The following is a 26019-nucleotide window of genomic DNA, read 5'->3' as shown; positions in this document are numbered from 1 at the left end:
ACAATTTCTCTTTCCTGTGTCATAATAACGGAAGTTTGTTATAATAAAAAATACCAGTTTCGTGAATATCCATAACCAAAAGGTATGGAAAGAGGAGTATCTGATGAACCTTGATCATTTACGCTACTTTAAAAAAGTAGCCGAATCGAAAAATATTACCCAATCTGCACAAGAATTATACATCTCACAACCTGCCTTGAGCCGTGCCATGAAACACCTAGAAAGTGAACTAGGCGTTCCTTTGTTCTATCATGCCGGTCGGCATATCGAGTTGACGATGTATGCTGAAGAATTTTATCCCTATGTCGTTGAGACGTTAGCACGTTTCGACGAAGGAATGAGTGCGATCCAAGCCTTAAATGGAGAAATGGTCCCTGCAGTGACGATTTACTCTGAAGTCGCTTCTGTTTCCTTGCCCAACTTGGTGGCGACATTCGTTGAAAAGCACCCTGAGATCCAACTTTCGATCAAGCAGCACGGCAGTAAGGAGACCAACAAAGAACAAGCCTTCTACATTACCTCTGAGCCAAAGAACGGCTTGACCAATCTGCCAATATTCACGGAACCCATCTTACTGGCGATCCCCCAAAAGCATCCCTTGGCAGAAAAAAAAGACTTGCAAGTTGCCGATATCCAACACGTGCCTTTGCTGATGCTGGTTGAAAACAGCCCGCTGCGTAGAACCATCGACGAAACTTTTGAAGCAAAAAAAATCAGTTTGGCTATCGGTTCAACGACGGACGATCCAGCGACACTGCGCTCCCTTATCAATCAAGGACTAGGAATCACGTTCTTTCCTAAAATTACTTGGGGCTATGAAGATCAGGCGCCTTTCGTTTTACGTGAACTAGCAGATTTCCCCTTATCAAGGACCATTTATTTAGCATCAAGCTTTACTAAAGGTCATCCCATGACAAAACTAATTGCAAAAACGTTGATTGAATTTTATCTTGGCTAAACAAAAAGAAGCGTCCATTCGCACGTTAGCTGTGCAAGTGGACGCTTCTTTTTTCTTTCCTATTTACAAAGGTTGAATCATCGGCTCGACCGTACATTCATTCACATTGATCACATTGATCACTTCGATCTCTTTTGACTAGCCACACTACTGGCTGTCCCAGTCAGGTGAGACCCCATAAGATTTGTTACACGCCTTCCAGTACGGCTGCCTTATCATCGCTTATGCATCGGGCAATTGATCGTATTCTTCATCACTGACTGCTTCTAACCATTCTGAAGCACCAGCAGTAATCGCTACATGGGCAAACCAACTATTTTTTGATGCACCATGCCAATGTTTGACCCCTTCCTTGATGACTACGACATCACCAACAGTAAGTTTTTGCGGTTTCTTTCCTGCTTCTTGGTACCAGCCTTCTCCTGAAGTCACCAACAACAATTGATACCCACCATCAATATGCCGATGCCAATTGTTGCGGCAACCTGGTTCAAAAGTCACATTGCCAACGTTGACTGGAATCGCTGGATCAGCTACTAAAGGATTCAAGTAACTCTGACCGCTAAAATATTGTGCATAGGCGTCATTTGTGTTCCCTAATGAAAAGATTCCAGCTTCTTTTGCTGCATCGAGTTCTGACATTTATTTTTCCTCCAATTCAGCTAGCTCTTCTTGATAAACCGTTTTGGCGATGTTAAAAGCAGACCAAGCTTTGGGCCAGCCAACATAGAAAGCCAGATGAGTGATTACTTCTGCAATTTCCTCTACAGTGATCCCGTTTTTTTTGCCAATCGTCAGGTGGGCAGTCAATTGTTCAAAATTGCCACCCGAAATCAAGGCAGATATCGTTAATAAACTTCTTGTATGAGGAGCCAATTCTTCCTCACGTGACCAAACTTCACCAAATAACACATCATCATTTAATTGCGCAAATTTCGGCGCAAATGACCCTAGATTATCTCTTCCTGCAGTTTGTTTCTTTACCATATTGATCGACTCCTTCTTCTATTGTGATAAAATGCTGGCTCACCCAATTTTGAATGGCAGTATTCGCCTTATTCACTCGTGAACCACGGATGGCTAATCCAGGATATATGAGGGCTTTAGGACAAGTTTTTTTAAAGTCTTCTAGGCTATTGCCGAATCCTGAGCCTTCATGAGTACAAAAGGGAAAAATAATCTTCCCATCGAAATGATGGTCTTTTAAAAAACTCGCCACGATCCTCGGATAGCTCCCCCACCAGTTGGGAAATCCAACAAATAGTACCCGTTCTTTAAAAAACGCAGACGGTACTGTTTGATAACGGGGAAAATCATTAGTAGCTTTTTCTTTCTGTGCTTGTTCGACCATCACCTGATAGCTTTCAGGATAAGGTTCCACAGGGGCAAGGGGATAAAGGGGGCATTGCAGCTGCTCTGACAGTTTCTCTGCTAGAATCTGCGTATTTCCTAAGCCCAGTTTTTTTAGCTGTCCCTCAATCAGATTTTCACCAGCTCGTGAACAAACAAGTATTGCCGCCATTGTGTCACCTCCTACTCTTTGTTTCCTGATAGATTTAATGGTAAGCCAATCGAGTTGGATTGGCTAATGCTTTTTCACACAAGACCTTATGCTTACAAAGCATAGCTGGTTTCGATATACAAAAAAGAAGCGGATATCACCGCTTCATTTGATGTTTACACTGAGACTATTGAAAGGAATCGCGAAATCGCCGAATAAACTCGATAACGACTGGTGACAGCACACGATTCTTTTTCCAGACCAATACACAGCTGGTCTCGATTTGTGGTACTAAAGGTAGAAACTTGATTGCCTCATTCCTTCGTTCTCCGACTGCTCCGCTGATGGTCAATGCCGAACCAACATGGTTTACTACTAAGGAAAAGACATTGAATATTAAATTGTAGGTGCCCACGATCGGCAACTCTTCCACTGGTGTCTTCGACCATTGACTGAACATTTGCTGTACTTCTGGACGCTTGGAGATCAATAAAGGCACACCTTTGATGTCTTCGGGTGTTATTTCTTCTTTATGCGCAAGAAAAGAATCAGCCGATGTCAAAAAGCCCCATGTTTCTTTTCGTGGAAGAACGATTTTTTCGTACTTCTCGATTTCAATCGGTTCGATCAAGATCGCTAGATCCAACAAGCCTTTCTCCAGGCGATCGCTGATGTCATCTCCCGTACCACTATGAATATGAAAGCGAACATCAGGATAGTCATTGATAAATTCTTCCAACATCAAGGAAAGCGTATCGGAATTATCTGCTTCCACACAACCAATCGTGAAGTGACCGCTAAACAAATGTTTTTTACGATCTTCAAACGCTTGCATTGTCTGGTCTGTCAAACTCAAAATCTCTTCTGCACGGCTTTTTAAAAAACGCCCCGCTTCCGTTAAAACCATTTTCCGATTATCACGAGTGAATAGTGCCGTCCCTAACTCGTCTTCTAATTCCTTTAATTGACGGCTCAATGTCGGTTGTGTGATGTGGAGCACTTCTGCAGCTTGAGAAATCGTCCCTTCCTCCGCAATCGCGTAGAAATATTTTAATAACCGAATTTCCACAAAATCTCCTCCTCATTTTTTTCTTTTGCATTCAAGGTGTTCGAAACAAAAGAGAACCACCCTCTCCAGTCTCCTTTTCAAGTCTTATGATAACAAAGAATCACTGTTCCAGCGAATCTAGCTAAAAAACGTAGGAAATTGCAGAATTGTAAAAAGATTCGTCAACAACATGTAAAAACTGTTCGCTTAAACGAACAGTTTTGTCAGCTGCTTGCTTTTTACGGCTTTTGGCGTAGGATGTATGAGTATCTTGGTATGAGTCCTCATACAATGATTTGGAGGAATATGATGTTAAATTTATCAATTTTTTTATTTTGTGTAGCGATCGCTTTACTCGGACTTGGAGTATTCATCTTTAGAGTGCGTGCGTTGCTGAACAAACGTCCGTGGAATGGTCCTGTATTGCCATTGTCGGTTATTGGTGTGATTCTATTAATCGGCTCTTTGGTCATGATCTACCTTTCTTATCCGAAATAACAGAATTGTAGTCAACCTAGAACGAATAAATCGGAAAAACTGACTATTCTCGGGAATAAGTAGGAGCTTTTGCTTCTAATTCATCAGCGCATCCCCAAATGATTCATAAATCAACTGCATTAGTTTACCATAATTATATTATGATTATTTCGGTTTGTGGTACATCATGAACATGTAGCCAATTGAGAAACGGCTACTAAACTTAAATTTTGCTAATATCCTAGTTCATCGAGCCAATTCAACAGATTCGGTTCAGCCTCTTCAACACTTCCCGCTCTTGCTGCAAAGCCTTCCAGAAAGTCATACGCTGGATACAACGTTTGAAGTTCGTTTTGACTATTGGTCAGTCCACTTCCCCCATGGGTTGCAAAAGGAATGATTTGTTTATCCGTAAGATCATAGGTTTCAAGAAATGTTAAAACGGCTCTTGGGGCACGGTTCCACCAAACGGGAAAGCCGATAAAGAGAACATCCACTTCAGTCATTTCGGCAACGTCAGTCATCAACGTTGGTCGGGCATCTTCTTCCACCTCTCTAGTCGCAAAAGCTGTATGTTCATCGTAAACGTTAGGGTAACCTACTTCTGTTTGAATCGAGAACAACGCACCGCCGGTCTGTTCAGCAATCATTTCTGCTATCACCTGGACATCTCCTACTAAGGTGTCATCGATTACATTAAAACTACTTCCAGAAACTGCTTCGACCGCTGGTTCATGCTCTAAATTTTCTGGTCTTGTGAAATAGGCAATCAAAATATCGGCCTCTCCATCAATCCCTGTTTCTCTCATTTGTTGCGTAACGGTGTCACTAGTACTTGTTTCTGTTGTACCAATGTCTGGCTCGTCATTCATTGAATCACTGCTACATCCTGTTAGAAAAAGCATTGTCAGAAAAAGTCCTTTTGTCCATTTGTTCATTGAATTACTCCTTTCTTTTTCCACCAAAATTGGTAGTTCCAGTATAATTCTTGAAGTGGACTTTAAGGCAAGGCAAAAAAAGATTTTTAGGGTTTCCTTTCCCTTTCTCTCACAGAATCAGCACATTATAAGAAGCCTTAAAACATTAAGCGTAGCTTTACGGCTCTCCCCTGTCTTATCTTTCATTTTTCCTTGTGATCTATATTTTTACAAGGTAATACCTAATGAAAACAGTACCTTGTTTGAAATGTTAGAAGTAGTTAAAGGATCAGAAAGCGTTTCGTGTCAGAAAATGACCATATATTCATAGAAGTTCGAAAGTCGCTGCTTCACCTTCTGCAGAATTTTTCCCAATAAACAAAGTAAACAATCCAGGTTCGACGCCAAAAGTCAGATCTTTTTGATAGTAAAAAAGATCTTCTTTAGTTATCGTGAACAAAACGGTTATTTCTTCGTATGGAGACAACGAAATTTTTTTATATTTTTTTAATTCTTTCACTGGCCTAACTACCGATCCAACGTGATCTCTGATATAAAGCTGGACTGTCTCCAATCTGGAGTAAGCAGAATTGTTGCGGATCGTAATTTCAGCTTCCAACGTTTCATTCATGGTTGAATCACTCAATTTTAACGAATGGTATGATGCTTCCCCAAAACTCAACCCATAACCAAATGGAAAGAGCGGCTCGTTTGAGCAATCCAGATACTTCGAAACGAAACGTCCTGTATGTGTCTTGCTGTTCAATGGTCTTCCAGTATTGAAGTGATTGTAGTAAAGTGGCAGCTGCCCTACATCTTCTGGGAAGCTCATACTTAAACGACCAGAAGGATTGACCTTCCCAAAAAGTATGTCAACGATTGCTTGTGCTCCTTCTGTACCGGGAAACCATGCCTGTAATATTGCATCCATTTGTTTTGTTTCTTCTTTTAACACCAGTGGGCGACCACTGAAATTGATCAAGATATTTTTTTTACCAAGAGCGGTCATTTTTTTAATAAAAGCTCTTTGAACAGCTGGTAAATGAAGGTCCGTTCGACTGCCAGCTTCCCCACTTTGCAAACTGTGTTCCCCCATAGCAAAAAGAATAATGTCTGCCTCAGTGCCAGCTTTTAACGCTTCTTTCAGCCAAAGATCTTGCTGTGCAGCTGATGAGGAATTGCCACTGGCAGTATAGCCAAAGTCTCCAAGTATAGAATCATCTTCTAAAAGCGGACAACCTGGTTCGTAATGAACATATTTTTCCGACACTGTATTTTGGAGCGCCGTTTTTAATGTTGTGACATCCTCTGTTTTTCCGTGTACTGCCCATAAACCAATCATTGCTTGGTTGTCACCATATGGACCAACGAGTAATATTTTCTCTTTTTTTGGAGTAAGAGGAAGTACCTCTTGCTTATTCTGCAATAAAACGATCGCTTCGGAAGCAACTTTTCGTGCAAGTTTCCGGTTCTCTTCGGATAAGAGTATTTGAGCTTCTACTTCTTCTGAACTGCCACGGAAGGGATCTTCAAACAGCCCTAAATCCTTTTTAAGTTTCAAGACATGATACACAGCGTCATCGATCAACCGCTGATCGATCGCACCACTTTCCAGCAGCGGACGAAGCTCTTTCGCATAACATCGGGTTTTCATATCGATGTCATTTGTTGCTTCGATCGCTAATTTGGCCGCTTCTCGATCATCCGTAGCAATCCCATGAGGAATTAATTCTTGAACAGCTGCATAATCCGAAATAACGACTCCATCAAACTGCCATTCTTCTCTTAAAATTTGTTTGATCAAAAATTGATTAGCAGTAGCGGGAATACCATCATACGTGTTAAAAGAAGTCATGACTAGTTTGCATCCTGCCTCGACAGCCGCTTTATAGCCGCTTAAGTAGTCTTGACGCAGTTTGCGTTCGCTCATATCAACTGTATTATAATCTCGTCCTCCTTCTGCTGCACCATAAGCAGCAAAATGTTTAACACAGGCAGCGATTCCGAGCAGTGTTCCCCCTTTTTCTTGCTGAATGCCTTCTACCATTGCTTTCGCAAAATCAGCATTTAGCAGCGGATCCTCCCCTGTCGACTCCAAGCATCGCCCCCATCGAGCATCGCGTACTAAGTCGACCATTGGTGCATATGTTACGTGTGCACCAGCCGCTCTTGCTTCTTGTGCTGCGGCTTGATAGGCGCTTTGAATCAATGCTGGATTCCATGTTGCTCCCAATCCCAGAGGGATCGGAAAGACTGTTCGGTATCCATAGATGATATCTGCCATGAACAATAGTGGGATTTTGTGTCGACTTTTTCTTAAGTAGTCTGTTTGAATCTTTCGAGTTACTTGGGCACCTGTGACGTTCAATACCGAACCGACAACATCGATGGTTTGTTGTTCGATACCAAGTTTTTGCTGAGGACCCAAAGACAAATCGCTTCCGTGAAAGAATTCTCCAGATAACTGCACCAATTGGCCGATTTTTTCGTCTAAGCTCAGTTGGTTGACTAATTGTACCAGTGTTTGATTTTTCATATTATTACTCCTCGCATAGTTTTTTCTATTGACATCTTAGTTCTGGTGTGATGAATCGAGTCTTTCCTGTAGCTGCTTCTGCAAAGACTCCTAACTGGACACCGGTAAATTTTGAGTCAGAACATTCATTTGTAAAATGACGTACAGCGATTTGATCTTTGAACACTACTGTATTCGTTTCATCTAAAATCAGCAGGTGGTAGCTGTTGCTGTCTCCAGACAATTTCAGAGTCAACCGCTCTCTATCTTTTAAATTATTGGATCGATACAGAAGTAAATCAAAGATGTTTTTCCTGCCAAAAAGTTCTGTTTGGTGTTTTGTTTTTCGCAATCCAAATTGGCAAAAATGCAAGTCATCCTTGTAGATTGCTATACCAAAAGTCCCCTCCTGACATTCGTCGACCATCAAAGTGGTTTCAAAGCAGCAGGTAGTATCAGCTTGACATAAGGACAAAAAGGCAATGGGCTCGTCCTTAGAAGTTCCTAAACGAGTCGGTAAGTTATCAATGATCAAATCAGTATCATACGTATAATCAATTGGCAAACGTACACTCTGCAACTTCTTGCAGAGAAAAGGTACTAGTTCATTCCGCTGCTTAACGCTTTTTGAAAAACGATCTGTTTCAACTTCAACCGATGCATTCCCTGTCTGATTGACAACTGGCCAACCATCTATCCACTCTACAGGTAATAAAATCGTTTCACGACCAAGCAGGGTGAAATGACGGTTGGGCCTAGTCGCAAGAGCTGTCAGCCACCAAGAACCTTTTTTGTCTTGAAAGAAATCTGCGTGCCCTACGGCTTGAAGCCTCGATTTGATATCTCTATTAGAGAGGATAGGATTCGTATTAGCTCCTTCATACGGACCATTGATTGATTTGCTTCTTTGAATCGTTACCATATGGCCTTCTCTTGTGCCACCTTCTGCCAATACAAGATAGTACCATTCGTCTTTCTTGAATAGATGCGGTGCTTCTGCGTCGCGTCCACCGCAACCTTGGCTGATTTCTACCGGATCTGTCAGCATTTTCCCGCTGTAAGGATCGATTTCAAATTGTAGAATGCTGTTTTTCCCTTTCATTGATGCAGCAAGTTGGAAGAAAAATCGGCCATCAATAAATGAAATTGAGGGATCGATCCCAAAAGGACAATCGATCCAGATTGGATCAGACCAACCATGGTCAAGGTTTTTCGTATGGCAGATGAAATTCCCTTGGGTGACATTTGTACATACTAGAAAATATGTTTCCTCAAAGAAGCGGATCGTTGGGGCAAAAAGTCCCATCGAGTTGCTGATTTCTTTCAGATTGATATGATCCGGACAATCAATCGCATACTGCTTAAAATGCCAATTGAGCAGATCCTGGCTTTCAAAAATCGGCAGACAAGGAAAAAATTCAAAACTTGAACAGACTATATAGTAGGATTTCCCATCGAAACAGATACTCGGATCAGGATGAAATCCTTTGATAATTGGATTGGTATACTTCATTGTGCTCCTCTTTTCTCTTTTAGTGCCACATGTAAAAAGAAGAAAGCGACACTAGCCGCTTTCTTCATCGAGTTTACACTTTCTCCTTCAATGCGGCTTGTTCCAATTGATAGGTTTCTTTATCCAGCTTTTTAAACCACGGATACCATAATATCGGTGACAAAATCAGTTGAATGAACAACTGTAGAATGATAATCGATAGTTTCCCTTGAACAGCTGCATGGAACCCAATTGGTAAACCGAAAATGGCAGTAACACCAGTAAAACGAGCGACAAATCCAAAACGTGTTAAAACATAAGCTAAAATTAAAGCAATGCTATTATTGGTAATGAATGGTACCGCTAATTTAAAGTTTAATACCAAAGGCGTACCAAAAATCAATGGTTCAGTGATTCCGAAAAGAGCTGGAACAATTGCGACTTTCCCTGTTTCTCGATACTGCTTGCTTTTCGCTCGCAGCATTAATAATGCTAATCCTAAGCCCATACCGCTCCAAGTTATGATCATAAAGAATGCATAGCCAGTAATGTTTGGCGGTGTTTGGCCTGCCGCAACAGCGTTTAAGTTCTCGACGTCCATTGCCATCCACAGGGCTTGAACGATCGGCATAACGACATTTGTTCCATGAATACCGAAAAACCACAAAACCTGTTGAATCAGTGAGATCAGAATGACTGCACTGATTGATCCTCCGATCCCTTGAAGCGGTTCTTGTATGATACTGTAAACAAACTGATGCATGTTGCCGAAGCTGGTTGCTTCAAAGAGTGAATTTAATACAATGAAGAGCACACTGATAAGAACCGTAGGCAAAATTGATTCAAATACTTTTGTTACCATAGGAGGTACACCTGCTGGCATTTTGATCGTCCAACCTTTGTCTTTCAGCCAAATATATACTCTTCCACTTACCAAACCAACGATCATTGCGGAAAATACTCCTTGTGCACTTAGCCAAGTAGCTGGAATCGCGCTGACTTCATCCGTCGTTGTACCTAGAGGGGTAATGATAAAGAAACTAAGCAATGCGATAATAGCAGCGGAAATACCATCTTCTGACGGACGTAGATTTTTCACTAAATGATAAGCCATTAATACCACGACATAAACAGCCATCGAGCCAATAGTTATTTGATTTAGTTTGCTAAAAACATTTGCGAAACTAGCTAAAAATGAAAGTGCTGGAAGACTATTAGGTAATACTAGAAGTAAAACAGCGATCGAGCCGATCAAAATAGGACCTAGTGTCCCCATCATCGCACCGGAGATCGATTTTAAATAAGCATTGTTGCCTAATTTGTCAAAAAAAGGACTTAATTTATCGAAATAACCTGTGATTTTTTCTTTCATAATATTTCCTTCCATTCATTTATTGTTGATTTGATAGCGCCTTCAATTTCAACTTGTTTTCAATATAACAAATTATTCTACTGACGCGAATATCAATAAACGCTTTCTTTTTAACAAAAACACAGATTTGACTACTCGATAACGGATTGTTAAAATCGAAAAAAAGGAGTAAAACGATGGACCATTTAGCGCTAGACAACTTGATCCGTGAAGTTTCTTCTCATGAAGAAGCTTACCGTGACGGCAATTTAAAACCCGACTATTCAGATTTTAAAAAAGTAGTTGTTAACGATCAAGAAGTTCTTTGTATGGAACTGACAGATTCACAGATGATTACTAAAGATCAGCCGTTTTTTATAAAACGACATTCTCGTTTTCAGAATTATCCTATTCACTGTCATGATTGGATTGAATTTAACTATATGTATGCTGGAAAATGTCAGCAGATCATTAACAATGAACCACATTTTCTGTATGAAGGGCAAATTTTGCTGATGGATGCAAATACTGTTCACAAGATTGAACCGCTTGGCGAAGATGATATTCTCATTAATTTGATTATTCCCAAGTACTATTTAACTGCAAATTTCTTCAACCGTTTTTCCTCGGACAGCGTTTTGACTTCATTCTTTATTGAAGCCATCACTCATGGAATGAAACATGATCGATTTATTCATTTTGCTTCAGAAACAAGGACACGTCTACAGTTCTTTTTTAAAGAGTTGTTATGCGAATGGTTTGATCGTTCCACAGCATATACCGACATTTGTGAAGGATTGTTGAGTTTGATCATTTCGGATCTTGTGAATATCTATCAAGATTCTTATACGGATCGTTCCGATCAATATCGAAAGAGCCCGATTGTTCCAATTTTGAAATACATCGAGAAAAATTACGCAAATTTGACTTTGACAGAATTATCGGAACAATTCAACCTTAATCCCAATTATCTGTCCAATCTTTTAAAAAAACATACCGGCTATTCTTACAAAAAACTTGTAATCAATCAACGTATCTTGGCAGCAGATCGTTTTTTACTTTCAACCGACATGGATATCGTTGATATTTCGCAGCAAGTCGGCTTTGAGAATATTAATTTCTTTTACCAAAAATTTAAAGAAACATATGGCATTACTCCTGGTACAAGAAGAAAGCTGCATTTTTAATAAAACATAAAGTCAAGTTACCACTAAAGCAACCTATTCTATTTTTTCAAAAATGATTCTTCCCATGCAGAAGTCCTAAAAGTTATTGAGAAGGTAAAAAAGACAGGCCAGCCTTTTGAATAAACTACCTTCTAACTTAATAAAAGCTCAATGAGCAAAATGTGCCTCACTGTATGATTCTAGTCAATACTATTTCTCATTCGATACTTGTAATAGAACATAAATATACTCCAGCAGCACCTAGTATTTGAGATCGTTGAAAAGACTGTAATTGAGTAGAATCTTTGAGAGTTTAATCAGTATACGGATTCTGATTTTGCCTCTTGGGTAAACATATCCGAAATGCAATTATTTAATAGATATTTTCTAGTGTTGAAACATGATTTAAAACAGATATTCTCTTGTTGAACTCAATTTTGCAAACTTTTAAGAGAGAAATTTACTATACGCATGATATCATTTCCTGTTTTATTTACGAGCAAGATTTTACTTCGTTCAAAGCTTTTTTGTATCGACGTTAAAACCAGTTAAGCACTATGCGTAACTGGTTTTGACTAAATTTTCAGTTGTGTCTTTCTCTACCAACACTAAATGTCGAAGAGATCTAAATTTTCAGTTATATCATTCTCTTTCAAGCTTATATACTGAAGAGCCGAGATAAGCAGTTAATTCATTTTGTTTTACGACTTTTTCATTTAGTTATCGATTTTTCTCAAATTAGCAGCGACAAAATGATTAGTTCCTACCTGAACCCAATCCGGGTCCGCTGTTTCTTCTGTTTTAAATGTGGTGAAATCAAAGACATTGTTTTCCTTACTGTAAAAATCATCAGGCGCTGTTTTCTTGTTTCGAATGTCGGTTCTTAAAAACGCAGCAAGCAAGCGCCTTGTGTACGGATGGTAAGCATTTTTGAATATCTCATTGATTGGGGCACTCTCGACGATTTTTCCCCCATGCATCACGATCACATCATCGGCCATTTTACTAATGACACCCAAATCATGGGTAATAAATAAAATACTTGTATCCAGCTTGTCTTTTAACTCATTCATTAACTTAAGGATTTCTGCTTGGATGATCACATCGAGTGCGGTAGTCGGTTCATCGGCAATCAATAGCTTCGGATTGCAGGCTAATGCCATTGCGATCATTACCCGCTGACTCATTCCTCCAGATAACTGATGAGGATATTGCTTGGCTACTCGTTTAGGATCTGTGATCTTGACAGCTTCTAACAGCTCATATGCCCGTAAAGTCGCCGTCTTATTGTCGACGTGCTGATGAAGTTTCAAGGCTTCTGTCAGTTGTGCTTTGATTGTAAATACCGGATTCAAACTTGTCATAGGCTCTTGAAAGATCATTGAAATATCATTTCCACGAATTTTTAAAAGCTCTTTTTTGCTTAATTCGAGGATATTTTTTCCATCAAAACGGATCTGCCCTTCCGCTATATACTGATTTCGCTGAAAAAGTTGAAGGATCGACATGGCTGTTTGACTTTTGCCACTCCCACTTTCTCCAACGATTCCTAATGTCTTCCCTCTTTTTAATGAAAAAGTAACGCCTTTGACAGCTTTGACAGTGCCCCGTTTCGTATCAAAATACGTATGCAGATTATCAACTTCTAGTAAATCCATCTGGACCTCCTTTTGATTTTTTCCCATTAAACCAATCGTATCATGCTTATGGTTCGATTGATTGACTCATCAACCATGTTTCAATTTCTATGTTCTAAAAAAACTATTTTCGCGTACACTTCACAAAATGATTCGGCTCGACTTCTACCCAATCTGGATCAGCATCCGTTTCTTTTGAATAGTTGAATGCCAAATCAGGATGGGTTTCATCAAGAGCCCATGGGCGATACTCTTCGTCTAGCGTTGGAATGGCATTTAATAATTGCCGTGTGTACGGATGGATCGGGTTAGAAAAAATCGTCTCAGCTGAAGCTAATTCTACAAGATGCCCAAAATACATCACACCGATCCGATCAGAAATAAATTTTACGACTCCAAGATCATGGGTGATAAACAAGTAAGTCAAATTGAGTTCTTCCCGCAAATCATGAAGCAAATTGATGATCTGTGACTGAATCGAAACATCTAACGCTGAAACAGCTTCATCGCAAACAATGAATTTGGGCTTTAAAGCTAAGGCACGAGCAATCCCGATTCGTTGTCGTTGTCCACCAGAAAATTGATGCGGATAGCGATGAATAAATTCTTTCTTTAACCCGCATTTTTCCATGATATCAAGAATATAGGTTTCATAGTTTGGGTCCTTTTTACTAGCAAAAAATTTGTGTATCAACAAACCTTCTCCAATAATATCACCCACTGTTAACCGTGGATCTAGTGAGGAGTAAGGGTCCTGAAAGATAATTTGCAGGTCTTTTCGTAAAACTCTTGATTCCTTTTGAGTCAAAGCAGCTAGATCGATGCCAGAATCAAGCTGCTCTTCATAGTATGAAAATTCTTTTTTGTTCATGACATCTTTTTTTAGTTGTGCGACTTGCTTATCAATAGCTGCTAAGTCATTTTGTTGTTCAGCGATCGTTTTTTCCAAATTTATGAGCTCTGATTGATCCACTGCCCCATTCATCGCTTGTTTTTGCTGATTAAATGTTAACGCTCGCTTGCTAGCGGCAACTTTTGCTGCAGCTTCGTAACGAGACGAAAGAAGCTTACTGACCTTTTTTAGATCATCATGCAAAATCAAGCCTCCGACTAATCGTAGGGTATTGCCATATTCATTTTCAAAAGCGATTTTCTTTAGACGCAACCATTCCGTTGTTGCTTCTACATCAGCAGCTGAATCAGTAGCGAGTTTTGATTCGATCGACTGGAGCTCATTGACAGAATCAGTAAACTGTTTCATCTTTTGTGGCAGTTGTTGATAGACTTTTTTTACGTAACAAGGCATGAAATCTTCGATCGTCTCTCCATAGTAAAGGGTCGAGCCTCCGGTTTGTCGCTGGAGCTGAATAATCGTGCGTCCAAAGGTCGATTTTCCACAGCCACTTTCACCGACGATGCCCAATGTTTCTCCTTCATATATATCGATCGTAAGATCTTTATTTGCTTTCACATAGTCTTTTCCCACCCCAAAAAAGTTTTTCTTCTTTACAGGAAAATACTTTTGTAGATTCTTGACGCGCATGATCGTGTCCATAACTGCTTACCTCTCTCTCATCTTCGGATCGATGGCATCTCGGATTCCGTCACCGATCAAATTGAAGGATAAAATGGTCAACATGATCGCGATCCCTGGATAAATCGTCAGGTAGGGATGTGTTCGGATATAGCCTCGTCCAAAATTTAACATCGTTCCCCATTCCGCAACGGAAGCCTCCATACCTAAGCCAATAAATCCTAAGCCAACAGCAGATAAAATTGCTGTGGCAACGCCCATTGATGAATGCACAATGACTGGTGAAAGGATATTTGGCAAGATGTGTTTAAAAATCAGCAATCCATTATTTGCGCCCAGCGCTTTTCCAGCTTCAATAAATTGCTTCTCTTTGACCGCCATCACACTTGCCCGAATAATACGAGCAAAAATGGGGATATTCGCCAACCCGATCGCCAAGATCATGTTCGGCAGACTGGATCCCAAAGAAGCCACGATGGCGATTGCCAACAAAATGGAAGGGATGGATAGTAAGATGTCACAAAAACGCATAATCAGCGTATCGATCCACCCTCTGAAATAACCGGATAAGACACCTAAGATGCCACCAAAAAAGAGTGCCAGTAACACCGCACAAACGCCTACAGTAAGCGATATTCTCGTGCCGTAAATCAAACGAGACAATACGTCACGTCCCAAGTCATCTGTCCCAAACCAATGAGAACGACTTGGAAATTGCAATGCATTGGCTAGATTTTGCTCCCGCATACCATAGGGAGCTATAAAGTCTGCAAAAATCGCAGTAATCGTCAGTAACGTGATAAATAGTAACCCAAACATTGCTCGGCGATTTGCTTTTAAGGAAAGCCAAATCTCTTGTTTCGATCCTTCTGGTACGCCTGCAAGTGCTTGCGTTTTCGCAATGGCCTTTTTTCTAGAAAACATGAGTTCCTCCCTTAATCATATGAGGTTTTAATTCGCGGATCGATATATGCATAGAGAATATCGACACATAGATTAACCATCGTAAAAATAAATGCAATAAATAAAACACCGCCTTGGACGATCATTGTGTCTCTTGTACGGATCGCATTCACCATCAATGTCCCGATCCCATTGATACTAAAAACAGTCTCGGTCAATACAGCCCCACCTAATAAAGCCCCAAACTGCAAACCAATGACTGTCACTACGGGAATCAAGGCATTTCTTAAAGCATGATGGAACGTCACCTTTGAACCATTTACTCCTTTGGCTTTTGCCGTGCGAATATAATCTTGGTCTAAAACGTCCATCATACTCGACCTTGTGATCCGGGCGATCGTGCCAATTGACGAGGAAGCCAATGCAAATACTGGCATGATCATTTGCTGCCAAGTATCAAAACCAGATGCTGGCAACCAGCCCAGGGTAGAAGTAAAAAGAATAATTAAAAGGAGTGCCTGCCAAAAGGTTGGCATAGAAACCCCAACTAGTGAAAGAAACATCACGAAATTATCAACCTTGGAATAAGGTCTCGAAGCAGAGATCACTCCCAGTGGAATACCAATCAGCGAGGCAAATAACACACTCCATACTGATAATTTGATTGTGTTGGGCAAACGGACTAGGATTTCATCCATGACCACCCGGCCAGAAACATACGATCTCCCAAGATCAAATTCGACGACAACATTTTTTATATAATGAAAAAATTGTTCGATAAAACTACGGTCAAGCCCCATTTGCACACGCATGGCCTCATATTGTTCAGGAGTCGCTCCTTCCCCCAACACCATCGTTACAGGGTCTCCAGGTGATAGATACATAATCGTAAATACAATAAAAGAGACGCCTAGCAGGATAGGAAACAACCACAGAATTCGTTTTACAATATATTGGAACATCTATTCATCTCCTCAAAATAAAGAGCCATTGCGGCTCTTTATTTTATACTCTCAATCCAATTTAGTTTTTTGACACCGTATCTAAGAAGTAACTTCCAGTTGGATGATGTTCGAACCCTTGCACCCAGTTGCGGATACCTGAAACATTTTCTCTGGTTTGTAAGTAAACCCATGGCATCTCATCATTGATAATCTCTTGCGCCTCATGATAATAGGCCAAGCGTTCCTCTTGGTCAGAAGTGCTACGAGCTGCATCAAGTAATTCATCTACCCGTTCATTATGATAGAACGTACGATTTCCAGCTTCGCCAAAGCTACTTGAATGGAACAGCGGATACAATCCATAGTCAGCATCTGTTGTGATCGTTGTCCAACCTAGTAAGAACATATCTGGTTCACCAGCTGCTGCAGCATCTAAAAATGCTCCCCACTCCATTTGGTTGACCTCAACAGTGATACCTAATTCTTCTAAAGCAGCGGAAACAACCTGCGAGACACGGATTCGTTCTTGATTGTTATCACCGACATACAACGAAAGGGAGAACCCGCCATCTGGATAACCAGCTTCTGCTAATAGTTCTTTTGCTAATTCAACGTCATAAGGAGTAGCTTCCAAGTTTTCATTATATCCAAAAACCAATTCGTTGATCGGTCCACTCATTTGAGTCCCGATCCCCATATGAACCGTTTGGATAATCGATTCGACATCGATAGCATGGGCAATCGCGCGACGTACCCCTACTTCTTGCAATGGTGTATCATTTCGAACGTTGAAACCTAAGTATTCCGTTCCTAAATTTTCTGTCGCTAATAAAGTCAATTCATCGTTTTCTTCAACCTTTTCATTATCAGAAGGAGCGATATCATAAACAATATCGACGGTTCCTGACTCTAGTTCAATCAAACGAACACTTGAATCTGTAATTGTCCGAAACTCAATTCTTTCCATTCCCGCTGGCTCATCCCAGTGATCGTCAAATCGATCCAACGTCACGTGACTACCGGTTGCCCATTCAACAAATTCAAAGGGACCCGTTCCCACAACGCTGCTGATACCATAATCTTCACCAGCTTCTTCCACAGCTTTCTCACTCAAAATTCCAACCGCAGGATGTGCTAAATGAGTCAAGAAAGGCCCGAAGGCACCATTTGTCCCGATAAGGATCGTATGATCATCGATCACTTCGATCGTATCAGGATCGATCGAACCAATGATATGACTGATCGAAGGTGAGTCAACCGCCCGTCGAAGGGTGTAGGCAACATCAGAAGCTGTCATCGCTTCCCCATTATGAAAGACAACATCTTCTCGCAACTTGAACTCATAAAGGTTCTCTTCAATTTCTTCCCACTTTGTTGCTAACCCTGGCACTAACTCAAGATCGTTCGTCTGTTTGATCAGTGTTTCATAAATCTGTCTTGCTACCCTGGTAGTTGCTTGGTCGTTCGTTTGATGGATATCTAATGTCACTGGATCCGCACCTGATGCGACCACTAATACATTAGGATCAGAACTAGCTCCCCCTGACACATTCCCTCCCGAACTATCTGTTGGGTCTTGGCCTCCACTACCACAAGCACCTAATACCATCAGACTTGTTAACAATACGAGAGCCCAGCTTGTTTTCCTTTTTTTCATGTTATCCTCCATTTCGTCCCCTGTAACTTAAGGATTTTTTTTTTGCGCTCTTCTTCATACCAGCAAATATAGAAATTAGACGCATTGGCGTGTAACTTGGATCGAAAACACATACGCTCGTCCTGTTTTCTATCAACTAACTATAAAAAATTTGCTCATAATGAAGAAGCTTTTATCTGAATGATGAAAATTTTCAGATAATAACAAACTTTAGCTTGGAAATGTGATAGATTTGTGATGAATACCTAAGAAAATTGTCATTTTGTTAGAATAAAATGAAGAATTGCGATTTATTATCATTAATTTGACTTTTTCTTATAAGAACCCATTCAGTTAACAACTACTAATTCTTCTTTTTGTTTCATTTGATTGAAAGTGTGACAACGATTCTGTACTAGGAATTTTGAGTCTCTAAATTTTATCGTTCTCAAATATAAACGTCATATGTCATTATGTGATAAACTATTTTTGAATAAAGATGGGAGTGATTGAATGAACATTTTCTTCAGACCACCAAAAGAAGAGGATATCGATCAAATCATGCAGATTGAAAATGCAGGATTTACAGCTGATGAAGCAGCATCCAAAACATCGATGATGGATCGAATACATACAATAAGTGACAGTTTTATTGTTGCTATAAATGAAAAGGATTGTCCGATTGGCTACGTTGTAGGGCCCATTATTTCTAAACGTTATCTCTCTGACGATCTCTTTGAAAGTACTTGTCCTAATCAGCCTTTTGGTGGCTACCAAAGTATTCTGAGCTTAGCTGTCGCTCCTGATTATAGAAACTGTCAGATTGGTAGTAAACTACTGTCAGCCCTCGAAGAACAATGTCGTCTTCAAAACAGAAAAGGAATCACCTTAACTTGTTTAAAATCATTGATTCCATATTACAAAAAGCATGGCTATCAACTAGAAGGGCTGTCAGATTCCCAACATGCAAATGTTGCTTGGTATAATATGGTGCTGGAATTGGACGATTCGCCTAGTGAATTCTAATAAAAACTGCATACTAAATGAAACGCCATTCAAAAGTAAGATATTTAGTCTAACTTTTGAATGGCGTTTCATCTCAAATTAATATTATTTAGGAATTTTTCTAAAACTTACTCTGATTTTTCTTGCTAACTTTTCATCCGTCAACGCTTTTTTAGTATTTGAAAGCAACATAACTCTTGATTCAGTGGGATCCATAATATATTTTCTCTCCCATTGATCTTGATCTGGACCATCGCCAATGATACGAATGTAAGACAACAGACTTTTGATCATCTCTTTTGTCAATGTTAGGTTGGTATAGCCATCATTTTCATAAAAATCATACCATGTATCACTTGGATTTTCCTTTAGTATTTGAATTAGTTGATGGATTTCTTCTAACGCATCGAAAACTTTTACAAATACAAAGACCATTTCTTCCCGATCAAGCATCTGATAAGCGTCTAACAAATGGAGCAGTGCTTTTAATGTTTTGCATTGAACGGCTACTGAGAGGTAAATATCATTAAAAAAGCGAGCATTTTGCGCACGTTTATCCTGAAGGGATGATGTAATCTGCTGGCATCTCAGCAATAGATTCTCCCAGGCTGCTATCTTTTCTCCTACCATAGAGAAAATTTCTGTGACTTGCTCCTTGATTTTCCGATCACCCGTCAACCATTCTATCCTCGGAATTTTTGTTTCTTGCTTGAGCCAAGATTGAATAATTTTTCGAATCAAATAACAGGCAAACTCGTCCCCAGCGGTTTGATCCTCATGTGTTCCATAGCGAATAATCGCTTCAAAGTAAGCTTCATAGACAGCTTGGATCTCTTCTTGCTGATTTTGATAATATTGTGTTACATGCTCTGAAATTATCTCTTGATTGGTTCGTAACTGATAATCTGCTCGCCAGAAATTCGCTATTTCTTGTAAGAACAAAATATGCGGTTTTATGTTGCCTGTATTGACTAAGACAAACTTATCCATCTTGACTTCTCTAACCGCCATTAACTCTCTAGAAACAAATTCTGGGCTATTAGGCAAGATCGTCAAGAAATTAGATGCTTGTAAATCATGAAAGGCAACATGATAATAGATTCCTCTTGATTGATTTGGTTTTGATGTGTTTGTTAGCACCTCATCTCGTGGATCGTGATTTTCTTGTCTACGAGAAACCATTTTGCCATAACCATTATCCGCCCAAATCTCAATCACATCATCCGGAAGCTCAAGTAAACCAAGATTAAATAATTCCGTCATCTCCCCATAAATGTTCATTGAACATACTGCATGAGGATCGACTTCTTTAACCATATGATATTGCAGATGGACGACTTCGTTGATCACTGCTGCTTTTTCTGCTGCTGACCACTGTCGATCAAGATCTTCTGCCCAAAAAGGACAATCCCCTTGTCCACGAAAACTGAGTGTGTAAATAACCTTGGTACCTTTTTGCTCGTGTAAGGCTTTTTTCCATAATTCCTGAAACAACACAAAATGTTCCTCGTATGAAGCCTTCAAACTGGGATACCTTCTAGCAAACATCTCAGCGCCTAGTGGCTCGGCATGATGATGTGTATAGATCAACCCCATCGCTTGCGCACTTTCTCGATGTCTATGACTGTTCTTATCTGTTCCAGGGATGATGACATTTCCGCCTAAACGTAACAATGTTTCATAAATACGTTCCCATACATATTCATTTGAACCATTATCTTCCCATTGATCCAGCAGCAACTCATCATTAACGAACCAGCCCCGATAGTCCGTTGCAAAATCAGGCAATGTTAAGTCAAAACCTGTCCATTCAATAAATGGCTTTTTTATTGGGGGAATCTCCATGAAATACCAAAAGGGTTGAACACCTAAAATTTTATGAGAGATTTCAAGAACCCCATACATTAATCCTAACGGTGTTTCAGCACACACTTTTACTTTATCTAGCGATACGAAAAGTATATGAAAAGCATCCGTTTCATTTTTTTCATCAAGTAAAACCAATTCAATTTCATTTGCCTTCTTTGTGTCTGCCACAACGGTTAAAATGTCACGCTGCAATATCTCGCAAGCATGCCCAATCACTTCATTTTCCAGCTGTTTTGACGTGATAGAAGTATTTTTCGAAATGAAAAATGTTGTTTCCATGTAATCCCCCGTTTCATCTTTTTCTTTCATTATTTTAACTCTAATGAAAATCCAACTACTGTACTGTAACTAATATTCTATCTATAACTTGATAGTCAATTCGCTCTTAGAAAAAATAGGACCACATTCTAAAAATCATTCTAATAATCCCCATTTAAACACTTTGAGATCGTTTACAAGTATAGAATAAACGAAACCTTTCCCCAAAAAAATAGAGAAAATCGATGAAAAAATTAAAAAAACAGACTTTTTTCGTATTGTGGTTTTAATCGTCTTCTTTTAAGTAAACACGTCTCTCATAGACAGATTACTTTAATTCAATCAATAATTTCGTCCTTCCCATTACTAGATTGGCGATACAAGTTAGCTAAAATTTCCCTCGCTTAGCACCTTCATCCTGATATAATGAAGTAAATCAACGACAAGGAGCCATAGCATGTCAAAAATAATTATTTCTGGAAGTATCGCTTTTCAAAAGGATTTTGAAGAACTGACGAATACACTTACTGAAAATGGTCATCAGGTGATCAATTATCCAAAAGCCACGGACGATCTTTCTACTCAGTTTCCAACCTTATTCGTAGACTTTTATAAAGACATAGAAAAAGCCGAGATTTTTTATTTGTATAACAAAGAAAAAAATGGCATCTGTGGTTATATCGGTGCAGCTGGCTTTGCGGAAGCAACCTTTGCTTTGACTCGAAAACTACTGTACGGACAGAAAATCCAATTGTTTTTGCATGAGGAACCGAGTGAAAAAGTAGCTTGCTCTGAAGAGATTGGGCTGTGGAAAGAGAATGGTTGGATCACAGTTAAAAATCTAAACACGTTTTTGGATTGAGAAAAAAATACTTTTTATATGAAAGCTGGCGGTAGTCTGATGAAAAAGCTTATATTGATCAGTGGTACGATGGGAATTGGTAAATCAACTATAACTGAAGAACTATCCAAACAAACAAAGCAGTCTGTTTACCTTGACGGGGATTGGTGCTGGATGATGAATCCGTTTATCGTCAATGAAGAGAATAAGGATATGGTGATCAACAATATCCATTTTCTGTTAAACTCTTTTATCAATAACTCTATGATCAACGTCATTTATTTTTGCTGGGTTATGGATGAGCAAAAAATTGTGGATCGAGTCTTGAACGGCATCGCATTGGAAGATATTGACGTGCAACACTTCTCATTAATTGCCTCGCCAGAAAAATTGCAGAAAAACTTTGAAGGAGATATAACCACCGGGAAACGAACACTATCTGATTTACAGCGTTCACTGGATAGGTTACCAAAATATACTGAATTGCGTTCAAGAAAAATTGATATTTCCCATTACTCTGTTGCGGAGACCGTTTCAAAAATAAGAAAATTAATTTTGGCATCTTCTTAAATATTCCTTCAATTAGTAAATTTTGGCCCATGTTTTTTAACGCAACTATTCTCAGAGAGCTACTTCTTGTGACTGACACAAATAAGCCCACACTCATAAGAGCATGGGCTTATTGAGATCATTGTCAATTCTAAATCTTCAATTGAAATCTGGCTTTTATCAATTCAGATTTCAATTGCTGAATAATGGTGACAATTTCTTATTATTCTTCAATTACATATACTTCTCAACTTCATCAATTTCTTTTTGTAGTGCTTTTTCATCGTACTTTTCATACTTACCGGCTTCGTGTGCGATCTTTTTGATTTCATGAATCGCTTTTTTCTCAACGATCCATTTCTTCATACTATGTTTTTTTGCATCTGCATCTAGTGTGTCTAATTCAGCTAAATTTTCATCTAACTTATCAAGAACCTCTGCAATCTTTACCAATGCTTTTGCTTCCTTTTCTTCATAGTTTGTCATAGATATCACTCCTTAAGTATTTGATATATTTATCTTACTGCTGTAATTAAATATTTTCAAATTAAATGTACTGTGTATCACAAAGTTTTATCTTATTCTCACTGAATAGATAAAAGCTATAATTTTTTTGCAATATTCTATTCATTTTACATTTATTTTTATCCTTAAAGATGTATCATAAGAGAACTATCGATTATATAAAAAATGCCTTAGTGAAACATCAAACATTCGGTGTATCGTTTGCAATAAAAACATCTAGTTTTTTACCTTCTTATGGTTGCAGCAGAATTTTACCGATACTTTTTCCAGATTCTAAATAATCATGGGCAGCTTTTCCGTCAGCTAATGAAAAAATGGTTGGTTGACTGATTTTCATTTGATCCTTGCTAAAGTAGTCAAACAATCGAGAGCTTCTTCTCTCCCGCTCTTGAAAACTTGTCAAGTAATCCCAGAGATCTCCTGTCAAAATACTTTTTGATTTAGATAGCAAGGGAATAAAGTCGATCGCTGGCGGATTTCCGCCGGCCATGCCAAAAAAGACAACCTTCCCTCTATTTTTGAGCAAGTCGACACTTTCGGCTAATGTATGCCCAATGCCATCATAAACGGTATCAAAGAAAGAAGTGTAGGTATCTTGCCATTCTGTATTTCTTAAAAAAACTTGTTTTGCGCCTTGGTCTAAAGCCAGTTGCCGCTTTTCTTCCGTAGAAGTGACGCCATACACTTCTAGACCATCTGCGGTTAATAATTGCGATAAAATTTGTCCGACGCCACCACTTATCCCATGGACGAAGACCTTACTATGATTCACATTATTGCCAAGATCATGAGCTAAAAAATCAGCTGTCAACCCTTGCAGACCAATACTGGCTGCTAATTTAGGTGGTATACCTGATGGGATACGGATGGCATTTTCCTCAGGAACAGCCACCAATTCTGCATTAGCAAAAGGAACATCCACAAAAAGAATCGTTTCCCCTAGCTGAAACTTGGAGACAGATGTTCCTTTTTGAATAATCCTCCCTACCCCTTCATAGCCATTAATAAGAGGCTCTCGGGATTCAATATGATAGGTGCCCTTTCTCCGATAAATATCAGCATAATTCAACCCAATATACACCATTTCTACCAATAGCTCATTTTCATGAATGATGGGATCCGGCAAATCCCCATATGTTAAAACAGTTGAATCACCGAATTCATTAAAATACAACGCCTTCATGCGCAAATCATCTCCGATCTTCAATCTATCAAAAGCCACGCATCAATCGATTGAAACTATCTACTAAACAACCGACGAATGTCCCTTCGGTCATTTTATATTTTTCCTTTTATTAAAAAAAGCACCTTCTCTCGAAGGTACTTTCATTTTATTCCTCTTACTGACATCCGTCAAAACAGATTATTTCTTCGGTTCGTCCTCATCCATCTTCAGAACTGCCATGAAGGCTTCTTATATCATCGCGTTATTTAACAGTATTTATATTTCCTTCTCATTCCCTGTTCATCATTGATTTAATTGGATTCATCAATTCCCTATATTCTACTCAATACCTATACTTCATTAAGAATATGTATTGTTACTTATCAGATGGGCGGAATATTGGCGAAGAAAATGAAAGCAGCTTTCAAAAATCTATTTTTTTATATTCTTGTTCGCTTTACAAAGAGAACAAACGTTCGTATAATTTCTTTAAGGAGTGATAATTATGGGAATGATTAAACCTTATGAGGATCGTAAAAAATTAAAGTGGATAGGATTCTTCTTGTCTGAACATACAACTGATATTGATAGAGTTGACAAAGAGTTAGCTTATGTATGCCCTCCTAAACCAGAAATGGATGAAGAAGAAATAGGAAAGTTTCTTCAGGAAGCGCTTATGAAACACAAAAAGTTAGCCGTGCAACTAAATTACACTCAGTTGGGAAAATTTATGCCTGATATAACCGGGTTTCTGTCTGGTCATAATGATTTGGGAATCTACATCGGATCCACCCTCATAGAATATGGTGAAATTCGAAATATAGATTTCTTTTCTGAGAAAAAGTGGTTTGATGTGTGATGAATATCATCAGCCAATACGAGCAAGGCTATTTATCCTATTCCGAGTTTATAAATGAATTCCCGGACAGTATTTCAGAGTCACAGGAAGCTTTATACGGTGAAAAATGTGTCGAGTTTTATGTTGCTGTCACTTTAGGTAAAACGGATTATTGCTATTATGTACAAGCTTACGGAGGCGATCAATGTGAAAACGATGAAAGGTGTAGTTTCGAAGATACGAGTGTTGAAGATGAGCAAGACCCCTTTGGTGCGGTTCTCGCTTAATGGAATGAATTGTTTGATTGCGACGCATAGTTTGAACTTCTTGGCTGATGTTGATGAGGGAATGGAAATCGTTGTCGCTGGTGAGTTTAATAGTAGGAAACAATTTGTAGTTAAGAAGTACACGGTGATTGGTAAAACGAGGATTATGATTGAATTTGAAGCAATGAAAAAAGGATCCATACTCTAAAGAGCACAGGTTTTTTTCTGTGAAATTACTTCTCTTTTCAAATATTTACAATAAATAACTTTTTTCATTCTCAATCTATAAAACTGAACGAAAACGATCTCACACGATATTGTAATCGATTATTATAAGTGTTACTCTTATTAAAAGGAGGTAAAAATATGGATAACGTAATTTTAGCTAATTGGGAATATTTCACTTCCGGAAAGAATATGGATAAATTTAAAACAGGAAAATGGATGGTTTTCTTTAACTTCTTTGATGCGAGAGACACAATTAGATCATATTGCGAAAAAAGTGTTGTTGAGGAAATTGTTAGCACTGCAAAATTAAGTAGTATGCCACGCAAAGATGGTAATGGAGTTGCATGTTTCTTTCTTGAGATCGATGATCTTGATCGGCAAAAAAAGATAATAAAT

General features: G+C 39.1%; 24 protein-coding genes and 1 pseudogene. 9 read left to right on the top strand and 16 right to left on the bottom strand.

Annotation, left to right across the window (positions count from 1 at the left end):
• The first annotated feature begins 103 nt into the window (after nucleotides 1-103).
• A complete protein-coding gene (locus A5867_RS09655) occupies nucleotides 104-958 on the top strand; it encodes a LysR family transcriptional regulator (protein WP_087627493.1) in 855 nt (284 codons plus the stop codon).
• 222 nt (nucleotides 959-1180) lie between these two features.
• Here A5867_RS09655 and A5867_RS09650 read toward each other — a convergent pair whose 3' ends face one another.
• The 4 genes from A5867_RS09650 to A5867_RS09635 all read right to left on the bottom strand — a co-directional run bounded on the left by A5867_RS09650 (nucleotide 1181) and on the right by A5867_RS09635 (nucleotide 3528).
• The gene (locus A5867_RS09650; RefSeq protein WP_086338231.1) at nucleotides 1181-1600 is read right to left on the bottom strand and encodes a cupin domain-containing protein; all 420 of its coding nucleotides are present in this window, start codon (nucleotides 1598-1600) and stop codon (nucleotides 1181-1183) included.
• Nucleotides 1601-1945 (bottom strand): carboxymuconolactone decarboxylase family protein, encoded by a 345-nt coding sequence (locus A5867_RS09645; RefSeq protein ID WP_087627492.1) that lies wholly within the window; start codon nucleotides 1943-1945, stop codon nucleotides 1601-1603.
• Nucleotides 1914-2480 carry a flavodoxin gene (locus tag A5867_RS09640; RefSeq protein ID WP_087627491.1) on the bottom strand — a complete coding sequence of 189 codons (567 nt, stop codon included), beginning with the start codon at nucleotides 2478-2480 and terminating at the stop codon, nucleotides 1914-1916. Before A5867_RS09640 ends, A5867_RS09645 begins: the two co-directional genes overlap by 32 nt.
• A 166-nt stretch (nucleotides 2481-2646) precedes the next feature.
• Nucleotides 2647-3528 (bottom strand): LysR family transcriptional regulator, encoded by an 882-nt coding sequence (locus tag A5867_RS09635; protein WP_087627490.1) that lies wholly within the window; start codon nucleotides 3526-3528, stop codon nucleotides 2647-2649.
• Nucleotides 3529-3816: 288 nt separating this feature from the next.
• Between A5867_RS09635 and A5867_RS09630 the strand changes: the two genes are divergently transcribed.
• A complete protein-coding gene (locus A5867_RS09630; RefSeq protein ID WP_170927526.1) occupies nucleotides 3817-4005 on the top strand; it encodes a hypothetical protein in 189 nt (62 codons plus the stop codon).
• Between the two features lie 212 nt (nucleotides 4006-4217).
• Here A5867_RS09630 and A5867_RS09625 read toward each other — a convergent pair whose 3' ends face one another.
• The 4 genes and pseudogenes from A5867_RS09625 to A5867_RS09610 all read right to left on the bottom strand — a co-directional run bounded on the left by A5867_RS09625 (nucleotide 4218) and on the right by A5867_RS09610 (nucleotide 10280).
• Nucleotides 4218-4922 (bottom strand): flavodoxin, encoded by a 705-nt coding sequence (locus A5867_RS09625; RefSeq protein ID WP_087627489.1) that lies wholly within the window; start codon nucleotides 4920-4922, stop codon nucleotides 4218-4220.
• 304 nt (nucleotides 4923-5226) lie between these two features.
• Nucleotides 5227-7443, bottom strand: a pseudogene (gene bglX / locus A5867_RS09620) (beta-glucosidase BglX); the annotation flags it as partial.
• Nucleotides 7444-7462: 19 nt separating this feature from the next.
• Nucleotides 7463-8929: a glycoside hydrolase family 43 protein gene (locus A5867_RS09615; RefSeq protein WP_087627487.1), complete on the bottom strand. Its 1467-nt coding sequence runs from the start codon at nucleotides 8927-8929 to the stop codon at nucleotides 7463-7465.
• A 73-nt stretch (nucleotides 8930-9002) separates the two neighbouring features.
• Nucleotides 9003-10280, bottom strand: coding sequence for a PTS transporter subunit EIIC (locus A5867_RS09610; RefSeq protein ID WP_087627486.1), 1278 nt, complete (start codon nucleotides 10278-10280; stop codon nucleotides 9003-9005).
• Nucleotides 10281-10456: 176 nt separating this feature from the next.
• On the opposite strand from A5867_RS09610, the gene A5867_RS09605 reads away from it, so the two are divergent.
• Nucleotides 10457-11446, top strand: coding sequence for an AraC family transcriptional regulator (locus A5867_RS09605; protein ID WP_060791901.1), 990 nt, complete (start codon nucleotides 10457-10459; stop codon nucleotides 11444-11446).
• Between the two features lie 695 nt (nucleotides 11447-12141).
• On the opposite strand, the gene A5867_RS09600 is transcribed toward A5867_RS09605, so the two are convergent.
• The 5 genes from A5867_RS09600 to A5867_RS09580 form a co-directional block, all read right to left on the bottom strand.
• Nucleotides 12142-13083 (bottom strand): ABC transporter ATP-binding protein, encoded by a 942-nt coding sequence (locus A5867_RS09600; protein WP_060791900.1) that lies wholly within the window; start codon nucleotides 13081-13083, stop codon nucleotides 12142-12144.
• A 103-nt stretch (nucleotides 13084-13186) separates the two neighbouring features.
• The gene (locus A5867_RS18295; protein WP_087627485.1) at nucleotides 13187-14617 is read right to left on the bottom strand and encodes an ATP-binding cassette domain-containing protein; all 1431 of its coding nucleotides are present in this window, start codon (nucleotides 14615-14617) and stop codon (nucleotides 13187-13189) included.
• A gap of 6 nt (nucleotides 14618-14623) precedes the next feature.
• Nucleotides 14624-15520 (bottom strand): ABC transporter permease, encoded by an 897-nt coding sequence (locus tag A5867_RS09590; RefSeq protein WP_060791898.1) that lies wholly within the window; start codon nucleotides 15518-15520, stop codon nucleotides 14624-14626.
• A gap of 11 nt (nucleotides 15521-15531) precedes the next feature.
• Nucleotides 15532-16461 (bottom strand): ABC transporter permease, encoded by a 930-nt coding sequence (locus tag A5867_RS09585; protein ID WP_015509667.1) that lies wholly within the window; start codon nucleotides 16459-16461, stop codon nucleotides 15532-15534.
• Between the two features lie 61 nt (nucleotides 16462-16522).
• Entirely contained in the window at nucleotides 16523-18100 is a 1578-nt protein-coding gene (locus A5867_RS09580; RefSeq protein WP_087627484.1) for an ABC transporter substrate-binding protein, read from the bottom strand.
• A gap of 492 nt (nucleotides 18101-18592) precedes the next feature.
• On the opposite strand from A5867_RS09580, the gene A5867_RS09575 reads away from it, so the two are divergent.
• Nucleotides 18593-19105: a GNAT family N-acetyltransferase gene (locus A5867_RS09575; protein ID WP_087627483.1), complete on the top strand. Its 513-nt coding sequence runs from the start codon at nucleotides 18593-18595 to the stop codon at nucleotides 19103-19105.
• Nucleotides 19106-19189: 84 nt separating this feature from the next.
• On the opposite strand, the gene A5867_RS09570 is transcribed toward A5867_RS09575, so the two are convergent.
• Nucleotides 19190-21262, bottom strand: a complete 2073-nt coding sequence (locus tag A5867_RS09570; RefSeq protein WP_249270035.1) for a glycosyl hydrolase 115 family protein — start codon at nucleotides 21260-21262, stop codon at nucleotides 19190-19192.
• A 406-nt stretch (nucleotides 21263-21668) separates the two neighbouring features.
• Between A5867_RS09570 and A5867_RS09565 the strand changes: the two genes are divergently transcribed.
• Nucleotides 21669-22073 (top strand): hypothetical protein, encoded by a 405-nt coding sequence (locus A5867_RS09565; RefSeq protein WP_086295313.1) that lies wholly within the window; start codon nucleotides 21669-21671, stop codon nucleotides 22071-22073.
• Nucleotides 22074-22112: 39 nt separating this feature from the next.
• Nucleotides 22113-22622, top strand: coding sequence for an AAA family ATPase (locus A5867_RS09560; protein WP_087628168.1), 510 nt, complete (start codon nucleotides 22113-22115; stop codon nucleotides 22620-22622).
• Nucleotides 22623-22835: 213 nt separating this feature from the next.
• On the opposite strand, the gene A5867_RS09555 is transcribed toward A5867_RS09560, so the two are convergent.
• Nucleotides 22836-23087 (bottom strand): hypothetical protein, encoded by a 252-nt coding sequence (locus tag A5867_RS09555; protein ID WP_015509648.1) that lies wholly within the window; start codon nucleotides 23085-23087, stop codon nucleotides 22836-22838.
• A 271-nt stretch (nucleotides 23088-23358) separates the two neighbouring features.
• Entirely contained in the window at nucleotides 23359-24309 is a 951-nt protein-coding gene (locus tag A5867_RS09550; protein WP_087627482.1) for a zinc-binding dehydrogenase, read from the bottom strand.
• Nucleotides 24310-24796: 487 nt separating this feature from the next.
• On the opposite strand from A5867_RS09550, the gene A5867_RS09545 reads away from it, so the two are divergent.
• From A5867_RS09545 to A5867_RS17960, 3 genes are all read left to right on the top strand, one after another.
• Entirely contained in the window at nucleotides 24797-25150 is a 354-nt protein-coding gene (locus A5867_RS09545; RefSeq protein WP_010748266.1) for a hypothetical protein, read from the top strand.
• Nucleotides 25151-25336: 186 nt separating this feature from the next.
• Nucleotides 25337-25603 (top strand): hypothetical protein, encoded by a 267-nt coding sequence (locus tag A5867_RS09535; RefSeq protein WP_249270034.1) that lies wholly within the window; start codon nucleotides 25337-25339, stop codon nucleotides 25601-25603.
• A gap of 158 nt (nucleotides 25604-25761) precedes the next feature.
• The coding region (locus tag A5867_RS17960) for a hypothetical protein (protein ID WP_212648497.1) at nucleotides 25762-26019 on the top strand (258 nt) is incomplete at its 3' end.

Source organism: Enterococcus sp. 6D12_DIV0197 (assembly GCF_002174385.1).
Classification (GTDB): Bacteria; Bacillota; Bacilli; order Lactobacillales; family Enterococcaceae; genus Enterococcus_D; species Enterococcus_D casseliflavus.
The sequence above is the reverse complement of the archived record's forward strand: the minus strand, read 5'-3'. Positions and strand labels throughout refer to the sequence as shown.

What these genes read in the sequence shown, in the direction of transcription:
- A5867_RS09575 (WP_087627483.1), top strand. Translation starts at nt 18,593, where the DNA reads ATGAACATTTTCTTCAGACCACCAAAAGAAGAGGATATCGATCAAATC.
- A5867_RS09550 (WP_087627482.1), bottom strand. Translation starts at nt 24,309, where the DNA reads ATGAAGGCGTTGTATTTTAATGAATTCGGTGATTCAACTGTTTTAACA.
- A5867_RS09560 (WP_087628168.1), top strand. Translation starts at nt 22,113, where the DNA reads ATGAAAAAGCTTATATTGATCAGTGGTACGATGGGAATTGGTAAATCA.
- A5867_RS09655 (WP_087627493.1), top strand. Translation starts at nt 104, where the DNA reads ATGAACCTTGATCATTTACGCTACTTTAAAAAAGTAGCCGAATCGAAA.
- A5867_RS09625 (WP_087627489.1), bottom strand. Translation starts at nt 4,922, where the DNA reads ATGAACAAATGGACAAAAGGACTTTTTCTGACAATGCTTTTTCTAACA.
- A5867_RS09650 (WP_086338231.1), bottom strand. Translation starts at nt 1,600, where the DNA reads ATGTCAGAACTCGATGCAGCAAAAGAAGCTGGAATCTTTTCATTAGGG.
- A5867_RS09645 (WP_087627492.1), bottom strand. Translation starts at nt 1,945, where the DNA reads ATGGTAAAGAAACAAACTGCAGGAAGAGATAATCTAGGGTCATTTGCG.
- A5867_RS09640 (WP_087627491.1), bottom strand. Translation starts at nt 2,480, where the DNA reads ATGGCGGCAATACTTGTTTGTTCACGAGCTGGTGAAAATCTGATTGAG.
- A5867_RS09615 (WP_087627487.1), bottom strand. Translation starts at nt 8,929, where the DNA reads ATGAAGTATACCAATCCAATTATCAAAGGATTTCATCCTGATCCGAGT.
- A5867_RS09585 (WP_015509667.1), bottom strand. Translation starts at nt 16,461, where the DNA reads ATGTTCCAATATATTGTAAAACGAATTCTGTGGTTGTTTCCTATCCTG.
- A5867_RS09590 (WP_060791898.1), bottom strand. Translation starts at nt 15,520, where the DNA reads ATGTTTTCTAGAAAAAAGGCCATTGCGAAAACGCAAGCACTTGCAGGC.
- A5867_RS09600 (WP_060791900.1), bottom strand. Translation starts at nt 13,083, where the DNA reads ATGGATTTACTAGAAGTTGATAATCTGCATACGTATTTTGATACGAAA.
- A5867_RS09555 (WP_015509648.1), bottom strand. Translation starts at nt 23,087, where the DNA reads ATGACAAACTATGAAGAAAAGGAAGCAAAAGCATTGGTAAAGATTGCA.
- A5867_RS09545 (WP_010748266.1), top strand. Translation starts at nt 24,797, where the DNA reads ATGGGAATGATTAAACCTTATGAGGATCGTAAAAAATTAAAGTGGATA.
- A5867_RS09580 (WP_087627484.1), bottom strand. Translation starts at nt 18,100, where the DNA reads ATGAAAAAAAGGAAAACAAGCTGGGCTCTCGTATTGTTAACAAGTCTG.
- A5867_RS18295 (WP_087627485.1), bottom strand. Translation starts at nt 14,617, where the DNA reads ATGGACACGATCATGCGCGTCAAGAATCTACAAAAGTATTTTCCTGTA.
- A5867_RS09570 (WP_249270035.1), bottom strand. Translation starts at nt 21,262, where the DNA reads ATGAAAGAAAAAGATGAAACGGGGGATTACATGGAAACAACATTTTTC.
- A5867_RS09605 (WP_060791901.1), top strand. Translation starts at nt 10,457, where the DNA reads ATGGACCATTTAGCGCTAGACAACTTGATCCGTGAAGTTTCTTCTCAT.
- A5867_RS09565 (WP_086295313.1), top strand. Translation starts at nt 21,669, where the DNA reads ATGTCAAAAATAATTATTTCTGGAAGTATCGCTTTTCAAAAGGATTTT.
- A5867_RS09610 (WP_087627486.1), bottom strand. Translation starts at nt 10,280, where the DNA reads ATGAAAGAAAAAATCACAGGTTATTTCGATAAATTAAGTCCTTTTTTT.
- A5867_RS09630 (WP_170927526.1), top strand. Translation starts at nt 3,817, where the DNA reads ATGTTAAATTTATCAATTTTTTTATTTTGTGTAGCGATCGCTTTACTC.